Origin of the sequence: Pseudomonas danubii (genome assembly GCF_042980055.1) — a bacterium.
Taxonomy (GTDB): Bacteria; Pseudomonadota; Gammaproteobacteria; order Pseudomonadales; family Pseudomonadaceae; genus Aquipseudomonas; species Aquipseudomonas danubii.
This window is the reverse complement of the sequence record NZ_CP116502.1, coordinates 5,352,096-5,366,791: the sequence shown is the minus strand read 5'-3', so window position 1 is coordinate 5,366,791 and position 14,696 is coordinate 5,352,096. Positions and strand designations below refer to the sequence as shown.

At 65.8% G+C, this 14,696-nt stretch carries 10 protein-coding genes; 8 read left to right on the top strand and 2 right to left on the bottom strand.

The window, feature by feature from the left end; all coding sequences use genetic code 11:
- Positions 1-4: 4 nt before the first annotated feature.
- The 8 genes from PFZ56_RS24105 (at position 5) to PFZ56_RS24070 (ending at position 11,990) form a co-directional block, all read left to right on the top strand.
- Complete coding sequence (locus PFZ56_RS24105; protein ID WP_394304485.1) at positions 5-1,420, top strand: Y-family DNA polymerase; 1,416 nt, start codon at positions 5-7, stop codon at positions 1,418-1,420.
- Entirely contained in the window at positions 1,417-4,521 is a 3,105-nt protein-coding gene (locus tag PFZ56_RS24100) for an error-prone DNA polymerase (protein ID WP_394304484.1), read from the top strand. Before PFZ56_RS24105 ends, PFZ56_RS24100 begins: the two co-directional genes overlap by 4 nt.
- A 650-nt stretch (positions 4,522-5,171) precedes the next feature.
- Entirely contained in the window at positions 5,172-5,831 is a 660-nt protein-coding gene (locus PFZ56_RS24095) for a CsgG/HfaB family protein (RefSeq protein WP_170005092.1), read from the top strand.
- Positions 5,832-5,859: 28 nt separating this feature from the next.
- Complete coding sequence (locus tag PFZ56_RS24090; RefSeq protein ID WP_102881584.1) at positions 5,860-6,231, top strand: DUF4810 domain-containing protein; 372 nt, start codon at positions 5,860-5,862, stop codon at positions 6,229-6,231.
- On the top strand, positions 6,228-6,887 hold the full coding sequence (locus PFZ56_RS24085) for a DUF799 domain-containing protein (protein WP_102864846.1): 660 nt from the start codon (positions 6,228-6,230) through the stop codon (positions 6,885-6,887). Before PFZ56_RS24090 ends, PFZ56_RS24085 begins: the two co-directional genes overlap by 4 nt.
- 238 nt (positions 6,888-7,125) lie before the next feature.
- The gene (locus PFZ56_RS24080) at positions 7,126-8,844 is read left to right on the top strand and encodes an ATP-binding protein (protein ID WP_170005090.1); all 1,719 of its coding nucleotides are present in this window, start codon (positions 7,126-7,128) and stop codon (positions 8,842-8,844) included.
- 110 nt (positions 8,845-8,954) lie between these two features.
- Entirely contained in the window at positions 8,955-11,621 is a 2,667-nt protein-coding gene (locus tag PFZ56_RS24075) for an ATP-binding cassette domain-containing protein (RefSeq protein WP_394304483.1), read from the top strand.
- A 135-nt stretch (positions 11,622-11,756) separates the two neighbouring features.
- Positions 11,757-11,990 carry a DUF465 domain-containing protein gene (locus tag PFZ56_RS24070; protein WP_102881581.1) on the top strand — a complete coding sequence of 78 codons (234 nt, stop codon included), beginning with the start codon at positions 11,757-11,759 and terminating at the stop codon, positions 11,988-11,990.
- 196 nt (positions 11,991-12,186) lie between these two features.
- On the opposite strand, the gene PFZ56_RS24065 is transcribed toward PFZ56_RS24070, so the two are convergent.
- Complete coding sequence (locus tag PFZ56_RS24065; RefSeq protein WP_170003533.1) at positions 12,187-13,290, bottom strand: SMP-30/gluconolactonase/LRE family protein; 1,104 nt, start codon at positions 13,288-13,290, stop codon at positions 12,187-12,189.
- Positions 13,291-13,315: 25 nt separating this feature from the next.
- Positions 13,316-14,491, bottom strand: coding sequence for an SRPBCC family protein (locus tag PFZ56_RS24060; protein WP_170003531.1), 1,176 nt, complete (start codon positions 14,489-14,491; stop codon positions 13,316-13,318).
- Positions 14,492-14,696 lie beyond the last annotated feature (205 nt).

Genomic DNA, 14,696 nt, shown 5'->3' with positions numbered 1-14,696 from the left:
TGGCATGCGTTGGGTGTGCATTCTGTTCCCGCAATTGGCGCTGGACGCGGTGTTGCGTCAGCGCGCCGAACCCGAGGCGCCCCTGGCGCTGCTCAGTGGCACCCCGCAGCGTCGAGTGATCCAGGCGGTGAATGGCGCCGCCCGCGAGCTGGGCCTGCGCCCCGGGCAATCGCTGACCGCTGCCCAGGCCCTGACCAAGGCTTTTGCCAGCGCCGAATACGACCCGCAGCAGATCGAGCACTGGCAGCAGTTTCTGGCCGCCTGGGCCTACGGTTTCAGCTCCCAGGTCAGCGTTGCCTACCCCCGTACCCTGGTGCTGGAGATCGAGTCCAGCCTGGGCCTGTTCGGCCCCTGGCCGCAGTTGGAGGCGCGCCTGCGCCGGGAGTTGCAGGCCCTGGGCTTTCGTCATCGCATCGTCGTCGCGCCCAACCCGGCGGCAGCCCGGGTCCTGGCCAATGCCTATGACGGCTTGGCGGTGGCCGACTGCGCGGCCCTGGTCCAGGCCCTGGGGGCCATGCCCATCGAGCGCCTGGGCCTGGCCCCGGAGCAGGCCACGGCCCTGTCGCGCATGGGGGTGCGCAGCTTCGAGCAACTGCGCGAGCTGCCCCGGTCCAGTCTGGCCCGGCGTTTTGACGGCCGCTTGCTCAAGCACCTGGACACCTTGCTCGGCGAGCGTCCGCTGGGGCTGGCGTTCTATCAGCCGCCGGATCGTTTCGACCTGCGCATCGAGCTGAATTTCGATGTGCTGTCTCATCAGGCGCTGCTGTTCCCCTTGCGTCGGCTGACCGCCGATCTGGCGGCCTTTCTCTGTGGCCGCGACAGCGGCGTGCAGCGTTTCGCCCTGCACCTGGAGCATGCCGAAGGTGCCGACACCCTGATCCCGGTGGGGTTGCTCAGTGCCGAGCGCGATCCGGCGATGCTGTTTGAACTGGCCCGCGGGCGCCTAGAGCAGATCCAGGTGCCGGCGCCGGTGCGCAACCTGCGGCTGGTGGCCGAGGACTTGCCGCTGTTCGTGCCCCAGCACACTGAACTGTTCGATCCGCGTCCGCAGCAGAACCTGCCCTGGGAGCAGTTGCGCGAACGCCTGCGGGCCCGCCTGGGGGATGACGCGGTGCAGGGCCTGGGGCATCGCGCCGATCACCGGCCGGAGCGCAGTTGGCAGGCCCAGACTGATCCGCGCCCCTGTCCGGCCAGCCCCGGATTGCGCCGTCCTGGCTGGCTGTTCACTGAACCCCAGGCCCTGAACGAAGGCAGCGTGCGGATTCTCATGGGCCCGGAGCGCATCGAGTCCGGCTGGTGGGACGGCGCCGACGTGCGCCGCGACTATTACCTGATCGAAACCTGCGCCGGCCAGCAGGGCTGGGCCTATCGTCAGGTCGGCGAGCCCGGGCCCTTGCTGCTGCAAGGCTGGTTCGCATGAGCGCTTACGCCGAGCTGCACTGCCTGTCCAACTTCAGTTTCCAGCGTGGTGCTTCCAGTGCCCAGGAACTGTTCCAGCGCGCCAAGGCCCTGGACTATCAGGCCCTGGCGATCACTGATGAATGCACCCTGGCGGGGATTGTCCGGGCCTGGCAGGCCTCACGCGATACTGGCCTCAAGCTGATCATCGGCAGCGAAATGCAGGTCGAGGACGGCCCGCGCCTGGTGCTGCTGGTGGAGGACCTGGCGGGTTACCAGGGCCTGTGCCGGTTGATCACCCGGGCCCGGCGCCGGGCCGAGAAGGGCAGCTATCGCCTGCTGCGCGAAGACTTTGCCGAACCGCTGCCGGGGCTGCTGGCCCTGTGGCTGGCGGACGATGGCCCGGCGCCGGACCACGGCCACTGGCTGCGCCAGATATTCCCCGAGCGCCTATGGCTGGCGCTGGAACTGCATTGCGGCCAGGACGATGCCCGGCGCCTGCAGGATCGGCTGGCCCTGGCCGCGCAATGGGGGCTGCCAGCCGTGGCCTGTGGCGATGTGCACATGCATGTGCGCGGGCGCCGGGCGCTGCAGGACACCATGACCGCGATCCGCCATCACCTGCCGGTGGCCGAGGCCGGGCAGCGCCTGTTCGCCAATGGCGAGCGTCACCTGCGGCCCATCGAAGTGCTGCAAGGGCTGTATCCCCAAACCCTGCTCGACGAGTCGCTGACCATCGCCGGGCGTTGCGCTTTCGACCTCGGCCAACTGCGCTACCAATACCCCCGGGAGCTGGTGCCCGAGGGGCATGATGCCGGGTCCTGGCTGCGGGTGCTGACCCAGCGCGGCATTCTGCGCCGCTGGCCGGCCGGGGCTCGGGCCGAGGTACTGAAGCAGATCGACAAGGAGCTCACGCTGATTTGCGACCTGGGCTACGAGAGTTATTTCCTCACCGTGCACGACATCGTCGATTTTGCCCGGCGCCAGCACATTCTCTGCCAGGGCCGGGGTTCGGCGGCCAACTCGGTGGTGTGTTTCGCCCTCGGTATCACCGAGATCGATCCGGATCGCTCGACCCTGTTGTTCGAGCGCTTCCTGTCCAGGGAACGCAACGAGCCGCCGGACATCGACGTCGATTTCGAGCACGAGCGCCGCGAAGAGGTGCTGCAGTACGTGTTCCAGCGTTACGGCCGGCATCGCGCGGCGCTGACCGCGGTGGTCAGCACCTACCACGGCGCCGGGGCGGTGCGCGATGTGGCCAAGGCCCTGGGCTTGCCGCCGGATCAGGTCAATGCCCTGGCTGACTGCTGCGGCCATTGGAGCGATACGCCGCCCAGTGTCGAGCGCCTGCAGGAGGCCGGGTTCGATCCCGAGAGCCCGGTGCTGCGCCGGGTCCTGAGCCTGACCGGGCAATTGATCGGTTTTCCCCGGCACCTGTCCCAGCACCCCGGTGGCTTCGTGATTTCCGAGCAGCCCCTGGACCATCTGGTGCCAGTGGAAAACGCGACGATGGCCGAGCGCACGGTGATCCAGTGGGACAAGGACGACCTGGACATGGTCGGCCTGCTCAAGGTGGATATCCTGGCCTTGGGCATGCTCAGCGCCATCCGCCGTTGCTTCGACCTGATCCACGGCTACCGCGGCCAGCGCTACAGCCTCACCAGCATTCCGGCCGAAGACCCGGCCACTTACCAGATGATCGGCCGCGCCGACACCATTGGCGTGTTCCAGATCGAGTCCCGGGCGCAGATGTCGATGTTGCCCCGGCTCAAGCCGCAGAACTTCTATGACCTGGTGATCGAGGTGGCCATCGTCCGCCCCGGGCCGATCCAGGGCGGCATGGTGCATCCCTACCTGCGTCGGCGTAACCGTGAAGAGCCGGAGACGTATCCGTCGCCGAAGTTGGAAGCGGTGCTCAAGCGAACTCTGGGCGTGCCGCTGTTTCAGGAGCAGGTGATGCAGATCGCCATTGTCGCTGCCGACTACACCCCGGGGGAGGCCGACCAGTTGCGCCGTTCCATGGCCGCCTGGAAGCGCCATGGCGGCCTGGAGCCGCACCGCGAACGGCTGCGCAAAGGCATGCGCAAGAACGGTTACAGCGACGAGTTCGCGGCGCAGATCTTCGAGCAGATCAAGGGCTTTGGCAGCTATGGCTTTCCCGAATCCCATGCCGCCAGTTTTGCCTTGCTGACCTACGCCAGTTGCTGGCTCAAGTGCCACGAACCGGCGGCCTTCGCCTGCGCCCTGATCAACAGCTGGCCGATGGGTTTCTACAGTCCGGACCAGATCCTCCAGGACGCTCGGCGTCATGGTCTGCAGATCCTGCCGGTGGATGTGAGCGCCAGTGACTGGGACTGCAGCCTGGAGCCGCTCCCTGCCCAACCCGGACGCGCTGAAAAGGGCCTGTCCGGGCAGCCTGCCGTGCGCCTGGGGCTGCGCATGATCAAGGGCTTTCGCCAGGAGGACGGCCGGTGCATCGAAAGCGCCCGGCAGCAGCGGGCCTTTGTCGATATTGCCGACCTGGCCGAGCGCGCCCGGCTGGATGTCCGCGCCCAGGAGCTGCTGGCGGATGCCGGAGCCTTGCGGGCGCTGGCCGGAGATCGCTATCGGGCGCGCTGGGAAGTGGCCGGGGTGGAGAAGCAACTGGGGCTGTTTGCCGAGCTGCCACGCCAGGAGGAAGCCCCGGTGAGCCTGCCCCGGCCCAGCGTCGGCGAAGACTTGCAGGCCGATTACCACAGCCTCGGCACCACCCTGGGGCCCCATCCTTTGGCGCTGCTGCGCGCGCAGCTCAAGGCCCGGCGCTGCCGCAGTTCCCGGGAACTGCTGGAGGTGGAGCACGGGCGTTCGGTGAGCGTGGCCGGGCTGGTCACCGGACGCCAGCGCCCGGGCACTGCCAGCGGGGTGACCTTCGTCACCCTGGAAGATGAGTTCGGCAACGTCAATGTAGTGGTCTGGCGCGACCTGGCCGAACGCCAGCGTCGGGTGCTGGTGGGTTCGCAGTTGCTTAAGGTCGACGGCACCCTGGAAACCGTGGGTGAAGTGCGCCACCTGATTGCCGGGCGCCTGACGGATCTGAGCCCGTTGCTGGATGGCATCAGCGTGCGCAGTCGGGACTTTCGCTGACTGCCGCCGAGTCTCTAGCGGTCTCAGGACTTTTGCGTCTCCTTCGGAGCCGTTCGCAGCCTGCGGCAGCGGCTACAAAAGCCTGGCTCGGCACTGACCTGTAGCCGCTGCCGAGCTTGGGCGAGGCTGCGCAAAGGCCCGCAGGGCCTTGCTTGGCGATCTGCCGCCGGGCCTCTAGCGATCTCAGGACTTTGCGTCTCCTACGGAGCCGTTCGCAGCCTGCGGCAGCGGCTACAAAAGCCTGGCTCGGCACTGGCCTGTAGCCGCTGTCGAGCTTTGGCGAGGCTGCGCAAAGGCCCGCAGGGCCTTGCTTGGCGATCTGCCGTCGAGCCTCTAGCGATCTCAGGACTTTGCGTCTCCTGCGGAGCCGTTCGCAGCCTGCGGCAGCGGCGACACAGATCCCGGCCCGAGGTTTTGGAGCGATCACAGGTGGACGCTAATGATTTTTTATTCCTTTTCGGCATGATGGCGCTTTGGCATAATCGCCGCCGATGATGCCCCCTGCATCAAGTTTCAGAACGTCCCGCCGATGCTTTTCGAGCCCGCACAGACTGGGGCCAGAGACTTACGGCAGGGCGAAAGTGCATCTAGACGATGCACCCAAATGGATACTCAAAAAGGAACCTAGAGTGAGAGTGATCTCGAAGTTGATGTTGTCCGCTACAGCACTGGCGGTGCTGACGGGCATGAGCGGTTGCGCCACTGAAAGCTCCCGCGCCTTGCCGGTGGAAAAGGTCCAGAGCGCCAGCCAGGTGTGGACCGGGGCCCGGGTGCCGATGGCGGTGGGCAAGTTCGATAACCGTTCCAGCTACATGCGCGGGATTTTCTCCGACGGCGTCGACCGCCTCGGCGGTCAGGCCAAGACCATCCTCATCACCCACCTGCAGCAGACCAACCGTTTCAACGTGCTGGACCGCGACAACATGGGCGAGATTCAGCAGGAAGCGGCGATCAAGGGCCAGGCGCAGAAGCTCAAGGGCGCGGATTTCGTGGTCACCGGCGACGTCACCGAGTTCGGCCGCAAGGAAACCGGCGACCACCAGCTGTTCGGTATTCTCGGCCGCGGCAAGACCCAGGTGGCCTACGCCAAGGTGGCGTTGAACATCGTCAATATCAGCACTTCCGAAGTGGTGTATTCCACCCAGGGCGCCGGCGAGTACGCCCTGTCCAACCGTGAAGTGATCGGCTTTGGCGGCACCGCTTCCTACGACTCGACCCTCAACGGCAAGGTGCTGGACCTGGCCATGCGCGAGGCGGTCAACCGCATGGTCGAAGCCATCGATACCGGGGCCTGGAAACCCGGCCGCTGATCAATATTGCTGACAGGGAGACGTAAGCATGTTCAAGACCATCACCGCGCGGCCACTGCTGGCCGGCGCCTTGCTGGGCAGCGTTTTGCTGGCCGGTTGCAGCGGGCCGAAGACGCTGTACCAGTGGGAAACCTATCAGGCCCAGACCTACGAATACTTCAAGGGCGAGGAAGCCCGCGAGGCACAGGTCGAGGCGCTGGAGCGCGACCTGCAGAAGATCAAGTCCACCGGCAAGGCCGTGCCGCCGGGTTACCACGCTCACCTGGGCATGCTCTATGCGGGCCTGGGCAAGGATGACCAGATGGTGCAGCAGTTCAATACCGAGAAGGCGCTGTTCCCCGAGTCTGCCTCGTACATGGACTTTCTGTTGAAGAACGCCAAGCAGGGAGCCGCCCAATGAACTTCACCACCTTGCGCAACCTCCTGGGCCTGTTGAGCGTCAGCCTGCTGGTGGGCTGCGCCGCGCCCAAGACCGTGGACTATTCGGCCTACAAGCAGGCCCGGCCGAAGTCGATCCTGGTGCTGCCGCCGCTCAATGAGTCGCCGGACGTCAAGGCCACCTACAGCATGCTGTCCCAGGTGACCTTTCCCCTGGCCGAAGCCGGTTACTACGTGATGCCGATTGCCGTGGTGGATGAAACCTTCCGCCACAACGGCCTGACCAACCCGGCGGACATCCACGGCCTGTCGCCGGCCAAGCTCAACCAGATCTTCGGTGCCGACGCCGGGCTGTACATCACGGTCAAGGAATATGGCACCAGCTACATGCTGATCAGCAGCGAGACCGTGGTCACCGCCAGCGCCACCCTGGTGGACCTCAAGACCGGCACCACCCTATGGACCGGCAGCGCTCGCGCCTCCAGCGAGGAAGGCAACAGCGGCAACAGCGGCGGCCTGGTGGGCATGCTGATCACTGCCGCGGTGAAGCAGATCATCAACACCTCCACCGACGCCGGGCACCCGATCGCCGGCATCACCAGCCAGCGCCTGCTGTCGGCCGGGCAACGCACCGGTCTGCTGTACGGTCCGCGCTCGCCGAAATACGGCACCGACTGAGGTCCTTGCGGGCGGGCAATCCGCCCGTTGTCTGGGAGGCGCTTGCTGGCGTCCTCCTGGACTGGCCGGGATCGCCTATCCTGTCTCTTCAGTGCTGTTGAACCGGGCGTGTCCAGGTTTTCCGGTCCAGGGCTGAAAACCGTGAAACCATCCGCCCGGGCCGTGCTCAAAGGCTCTGGAGGCTGTGCGCAACCTCTTGAAAACCCATGCTGTATCACGTTTTTCGTAGAGTCCGTTCATGCCGTTCTTATCAGATCATCACGGGTGCCAGGGGTGGAAAGGCGAGATGGCCGAACGCATCCGTGCCTTCGACTGGTCCGTCACCAGCCTGGGTTCATTGCAGCACTGGAGCCATAGCCTGCGCAGCACAGTGCAACTGATGCTCGGCTCGCCGGTGCCGATGGTGATGCTCTGGGGGCCGCTGGGCTACATGATCTACAACGATGCCTACGCGGTGTTCGCTGGCGGGCGCCACCCTTATCTGCTGGGTTGCGCGGTGGAGCTGGGCTGGCCGGAAGTGGCCGAGTTCAATCGCGGCGTGATGAACACCTGCCTCAGTGGCGGCACCTTGTCCTACCGCAACAAGGAACTGGTGCTGCTGCGCAACGGCGAACCGGAAAACGTCTGGCTGGACCTCTACTACAGCCCGGTGGCCGGTGACGACCAGGCCCCGGCCGGGGTTATTGCCATCGTCGTGGAAACCACCGCCCATGTGATATCCGAGCAGCGCCGGCAGGCCGCCGAGGATGACCTGCGGCAGATGACCCGCAACCTTGAGCAGCGGGTGCTGGAAGAGGTCAATGCACGGCTGAGCGCCGAGGAGCAGTTGCGTCAAGCGCAGAAGCTTGAAGCCATTGGCGGCCTCACCGGTGGCGTGGCCCATGACTTCAATAACCTGCTGCAAGTGATTTCCGGCAACCTGCACCTGCTGGCCCGCCATGAGCCGGACAACGCCAATGTGCAGCGCCGTACCGGGGCCGCACTGGCGGCGGTGGAGCGCGGGGCCAAGCTGTCGGCCCAACTGTTGGCCTTTGCCCGGCGCCAGCCGTTGTCGCCGGCGATCTACAACCCGCGCCATCTGTACGAGGGGCTGGGTGAACTGCTGCAGCGCGCCCTGGGTGAAACCATTGCTATCAAGGTGCAACTGCCCGACCAACCCTGGTGCATCCATGTGGATCGCAATCAGTTGGAAAACGCCGTGCTCAACCTGGCAATCAATGCCCGGGACGCCATGGGCGGCGAGGGCACCATCAGCATCAGCGCGGAGAATCTGCTGCTGGACCGCAGCTTCTGTGCCGGCAAGGACATCAACCCCGGCGAGTACCTGCGCCTGACCGTGGCCGACAGCGGCAGCGGCATGTCCCCTGAAGTGCTCAAGCAGGCTTTCGAGCCGTTTTTCACCACCAAGTCCGACGGCCATGGCACCGGCCTGGGCCTGAGCATGGTGTTCGGGTTCGTCAAGCAGAGCGGCGGCCATATCGACATCCTCAGCCTTCCCGGGCAGGGCACCCGGGTGCAGATGTATTTCGCCCGCAGTGTCGCTCAGGAGGCCCAGCGTGCATCGGCCTGCCCGGCGCGTGGGCCAACAGGGCAGGAACGCATCCTGGTGGTGGAGGACAACGCCGATGTGCGCAGTGCGGCGGTGGAAATGCTCAAGCACGAGGGCTACTGGGTGCGTACCGCGGCCAATGGCGATGCCGCCATGCAATTGCTGATGGCAGGGCTCAAGGTCGATCTGATCTTCACCGACGTGGTGATGCCCGGCCGGATCAAGAGCACCGATCTGGCCACCTGGGCCAGGACCCAGGCACCGCCGATTGCGGTGCTGTTCACCTCGGGGCACACCCGGGACATGATTTCGCGCAATCATCAGCTCAGCCCGGACACTCATCTGTTGAGCAAGCCTTACGGCCCCGAGGACCTGAGCGCCATGGTGCGCTCCTTGCTGGGGGCCTGAGTCCTTTCCGCGCCGCCGCTTCAGGGCTTGCCCCGGCACCTGCAGGTTGTGTGATGATCGCCGCTCGCGCCGTTTGCGACACTTCCCGAATTTCGACTCCAGGCAGGTCCATGACTTCTTCGCGCAACGCCCCCCGTGATCTCCTGACGAGCACGCTGCCCACCCACAGTTCCGGCTTTGTCCGGGTGCGTGGCGCCCGCGAACACAACCTGAAGAATGTCGACGTGGACATTCCCCGGGATGCCCTGGTGGTGTTCAGTGGGGTGTCCGGCTCGGGCAAGTCGTCCCTGGCCTTCTCGACCCTGTACGCCGAGGCCCAGCGCCGCTACTTCGAATCGGTGGCGCCCTATGCCCGACGGCTGATCGATCAGGTGGGGGTGCCGGATGTGGACCGGATCGACGGCCTGCCGCCGGCGGTGGCCCTGCAACAGCAGCGCGGTACGCCGAGCACGCGTTCTTCGGTGGGCAGCGTGACCACCTTGTCCAGCCTGGTGCGCATGCTCTATTCCCGGGCCGGCAGTTACCCGCCGGGGCAGGCGATGCTGTATGCCGAGGACTTCTCGCCGAACACACCCCAGGGTGCCTGCCCCGAGTGTCACGGCCTGGGCCGGGTGTATGAGGTCAACGAAGCGACCATGGTCCCGGACCCTTCGCTGACCATCCGCCAGCGCGCCGTGGCTTCCTGGCCCCTGGCCTGGCAGGGGCAGAACCTGCGGGACATCCTGGTGACCCTGGGCTACGACGTGGACATTCCCTGGCGCGACCTGCCGAAAAAGCAGCGCGACTGGATTCTCTTCACCGAGGAAACCCCCACGGTGCCGGTGTACGCCGGGCTGACCCCGGAGCAGACCCGTGAAGCTCTCAAGCGTAAACAGGAGCCCAGCTACATGGGCACCTTCAGTGGTGCCCGGCGCTACGTGTTGCACACCTTCACCCACACCCAGAGTGCGCTGATGAAAAAGCGCGTGTCGCAATTCATGCGCGGCAGCCCGTGCCCGCTGTGCGCAGGCAAGCGCCTCAAGCGCGAGGCGCTGGCGGTGACCTTTGCCGGGCTGGATATTGGCGAACTGTCGCGCCTGCCGTTGCTGCAACTGGCCGAGGTGCTCCGGCCTGTGGCGGCGGCCGACTACCTGGAGCAGGCGGCGGCCGGTGATGAGGTGCTGAGCCAGGCGCAGACCCGGGCTGCGCGCCAGCAGCGCCATGCCCAGGGTGCCCCGGAGCACCGTGGCGCGCCGGATGTGCGGCATACCCCCAACCTTTCGCTGGAGAAGCGCCTGGCCGCGCAACGCATCGCCCAGGATCTGCTGGAACGGGTCAGCACCCTGACTGACCTGGGGCTGGGTTACCTGGCCCTGGAGCGCAGCACCCCGACCCTGTCGTCCGGCGAGTTGCAGCGCCTGCGCCTGGCCACGCAGTTGGGGTCGCAGTTGTTCGGGGTGATCTATGTGCTGGATGAGCCTTCGGCGGGCCTGCACCCGGCGGACGCGCAGGCCCTGTTCGAGGCCTTGCAACGACTCAAGGCCGCGGGCAACTCAGTGTTTGTGGTGGAGCACGATGTGCAGACCATGCGCCGCGCCGACTGGCTGGTGGACGTTGGCCCGGCGGCGGGGGAGCGCGGCGGCCAGGTGCTGTACAGCGGGCCGCCAGCGGGGTTGGCAGCCGTCGAAGCCTCCCAGACCCGGGCCTATCTGTTTGCCGAACAGGCCCCGGCCCGGCGTACTCCGCGCCAGCCCCGGGACTGGCTGCGCCTGGAGGGCATCACCCGCAATAACCTCAAGAACCTGGACGCGGCGTTTCCCCTGGGCTGTTTCACCGCCGTGACCGGGGTTTCCGGTTCCGGTAAATCCAGCCTGGTGAGTCAGGCCCTGCTGGAACTGGTGGGGGCCCACCTGGGTAAGGTGGCCGGCGGCGAGGAGGCGCCGCAGCTGGACCTGGAAGACGATGAACCGCAGAGCAGCGGCGGCCGGGTCAGTGCCGGCCTGGAGCAGATCAAGCGCCTGGTGCAGGTGGACCAGAAACCCATCGGCCGTACCCCGCGCTCCAATCTGGCGACCTACACCGGGTTGTTCGATCAGGTGCGCAAGTTGTTTGCCGCCACCCCTGCCGCCCGGGAGCGCGGCTTTGACGCCGGGCAGTTTTCCTTCAACGTGGCCAAGGGCCGTTGCTCGGCCTGCGAGGGCGAAGGCTTTGTCAGCGTCGAGTTGCTGTTCATGCCCAGCGTCTTCGCCCCGTGCCCCACTTGCCATGGGGCCCGTTACCACCCCGAGACTCTTGCCGTGACCTGGCAGGGCCTGAACATCGCCCAGGTACTGCAACTGAGTGTCGAGCAGGCCTTGCCGGTGTTCGCGCAACAGCCCGGCATCCGTCGCGCTTTGCAAGTGCTGCGCGACATCGGCCTGGACTACCTGCGCCTGGGCCAGCCGGCCACCGAGCTTTCCGGCGGCGAGGCCCAGCGCATCAAGCTGGCCACCGAGCTGCAGCGCAATGCCCGGGGCGCCACCCTGTACGTGCTGGACGAACCCACCACCGGCCTGCACCCACGGGATGTGGACCGTCTGCTGGAACAGTTGGACAAACTGGTGGAGGCGGGCCACAGCGTGGTGGTGGTCGAGCATGACATGCGCCTGGTGGCCCAGGCCGACTGGGTCATGGACATCGGCCCGGGCGCGGGCGACCAGGGCGGCACCCTGGTTGCCTGCGGCACGCCGGCGCATGTGGCCACGCAGCGCAACAGCCGTACCGCGGCGTTTCTGGCCCAGGCCCTGGCCGGAAATTGATCCAGAACAGGGGCCCGTGACGAACGGTTACCGCTGGTCTGATTGGCGGTCGACAGACCCGGGGCGCCAAGCCCATTCTGATCACTGGCAGGGGCGTAATGAAGCCCTTGTTGCCATCAACCACGGAGGTGTTCCATGCCGGTGATCCACGACCTTTACCAGGACCTGAGCTGCAGCAAAGAGGACATTCAACAGCGTCGGGCCAGTGACCCCCACCTGAATGCGCTGTTCGACAAGTACGCCAGCATCGACAACCAGGTGCTCAAGGCCGAAGCAGCCGCCGCCGCAGACGACGAACTGAAGAAACTCAAGGAAAAGCGCCTGCTGATCAAGGATGAGATCTCCGAGAAACTCACCGCCCGTTCCTGACCTCCCAAACCGTTGCGAGGGAGCTTGCTCCCCCAGGGCGGCTTGCCGCCCTAACTTCTGCAGCGCGGCTTGTCGCCCTAACTTCTACAGCGCGGCTTGCCGCCTAAACTTCTAGCAGCCTGGCTTGTCGCCCTGATTTCTCCCAGCGCGGCTCGTCCGCCCTGACCCCCGCAGTGGCTCCCCGCAACTCTAACGCTCAAGGCGCCAGCGCCTCCTTCAATGGCAGCCGCGCCATATGGCTGGCACTCAAGGAGCCCAGGTACAAGTCGTCTCCATATTCGCGCACCGTGGTGATCGGCGAGTAGTTGCCGCTGCTGCCATCCTGCAGGTTGGCAATCACCCGGCCCTGGGTATCCAGTCCCAGGACAAAGCCGCGCTTTTCCACCGGCTTGGGCAGCACGGTCATGGCCCGTACCAGCATCTTGCGCACCAGGGGATAGGCCGCGGTGCCATCGAGCAGGGCATTGCGCGGTGCATACAGGGCCACCCAGAAGCGCTCCCGGCCATTGAAACTGAGGTTGTCCGGCAGCCCCGGCAGGTTGTCGATGAACAGGTCATGGCTGCCGGCCTTGTCGCCCTTGAGCCAGTAACGACTGATGCGGTAGGCCCCGGTTTCATTGACCAGGACAAACGCCTCGTCCGGTCCCAGGGCAATGCCGTTGGCAAATTCCAGGCCTTCCAGCAACACCTCGGTGGTGCCGCTCTGGAAGTCGTAGCGCAACAGGCGGCCGTCGCCGCCATGCTCGATCACCGCCTCGCCGTCGTGGCCATAACCCCAGCGGCTGCTGGCGTCGCTGAAATAGGCATAGCGCCCGGCGGCGTCCACCGCCACGTCGTCGGTGAAACCGAATTTCAGGCCATTGGCTTCGGTGCTCAGGGTCTGCAACTGGCCTTGCGGGTCCAGGGCCAGCAGGCCCTTGATGGCATCAGCGATGATCAGGCGTCCATCCGGATGCCGGGCCAGGCCCAGGGGCCGGCCGCCGGTGTTGACCAGCACCTTGAGGGCACTGCCGTCGAGGCTGGTTTGGATCACCCGACCGTCATGCAGGCCGGTGATCAGTTGGTCCTTCTCCAGAAGCAGGGCCTCGGGCCCGTCGATGTCCCGGGCGCCCACGGGCTGCACCGCCTTGAGCTTGTGGTTCTCGGCATAGGTGCCCTGGCTCAGTGAGGGGGCGGGGGCGGGGGTCCAGGCCACCGGCTGGACCCGGGTCGGTGCCAGTAGCAGGAACGCCAGGATCGCGACCACCAGCAGCAGGAGGAGGCGGCCGGGGGAAAAACGTCGGGGGGCAATCTGATTCATGCAAGGACTCCTGTCAGGGTCGGCTTCAGGATGGGCTGCTGGCCGGGGCGGTGGTTGTCAGCGGGATGGCCTGTTGGGCCGTCTCGCACAATGCCAGCAATGACGCGGCGGATTCTCGCTCTATCCGCCGTTTGAATAACAGCTGATTGCCCAGGCGCATCAGCAGGTTGTCGAAGCGGTATTCCAGGGTCCGCACAAAGCGCGTGCGTTCGCCCGTCAGCGCTTGGCACTCATAGGTCACTTGCAGCTCCAGGCCATGATCGCCCCGGGCGGTGGCACGCCAGCGGTGCCCCGGCAGGTACTCCCGGACCTGCCAGCTCAGGTGGCCGCTGCGTCCGCCGGCATGGATGTCTTCCTCGAAACCCTGCCCGGCGAACAGGGGGCCATCGTCACCCAACACTTTGAGAGAGGATGGATGCCATTGTGGCCAGCAGCATGGGCTGGCGGCGTAGGCCAGGGTGGCGGCGGCGCTGCGGGGGATCTCGATCTGATGCTGCATGCGGGTCATGGGCGTGGACTCGTCAGGAAAGGGAGTGGGGGCCGGTACTTCTTCCGGTTGCCAGTGCAAGGTGCCGAACAGCCAGTCCATCAGCGGCAGGACGATGTTGAAGTTGCGCTCCTGCATCAGTTCTCGGCGGTGATGCAGTTCGTGCAGGCGGCGCATCTGCCGCACCCAGGGTAGGCGCGCCAGGGGATGGCTGGCGGGCAAGTGCTCGCAGGCATGGAAAACTTCATAGGCCAGGTAGCCGACCAAGGTGCAACTGGCGAACAGCGCCGCGACGTTGCCGTTCCACAGGCGCAGCAGCGCCCACAGCGGCAGGGCGAACAGCAGGCTGTGGACCACGATCAGCCAGGCCGGAAACAGAATCACCCGCCAGTCTTTGCGGCCTTCATAGGTCATCAGTCCCGGGGTGAAGAAACTGTGGTGGTCGCCGGTATGCCGGGCATAGAACAGCCGGGCGAAAGGCTGCTTGTGATGCCCCAGCCAGCGATGCACCACGTAGATGCACAGGTTGAAGAACAGCAGCGACACCGGCACCGCCAGCCATTCCAGGGGCTGCACCCGCTCCAGGGTGCTGCACAGCACCGCAATGCACAGCACGCCGTAGGCGAGGACGAAGCCGCCATGCAGCCAGGGGTTGTAGCGCGGACTGACCGCGGCTCGATACTGCTCGCGAAAGTGTTGGGTGGTGGTTCGCACAGCGCTGTTTCCCGTTGTTGTTCTTGTGGGCAGCAGCGTAGCCGTCGACCCTTTATCCAGCCAATGGACAGTGGGATTGAGCGGTATTCATCAAGCCGAACCGGCGGTGAAAAGCGGCGCGGGAAAGGGGGGCGAGGCGGTAGCGGGGTGAATGAAAGATTGACGCCAGAATAGTGGCTATTTAGTATTTTGCCATCAAATTGAT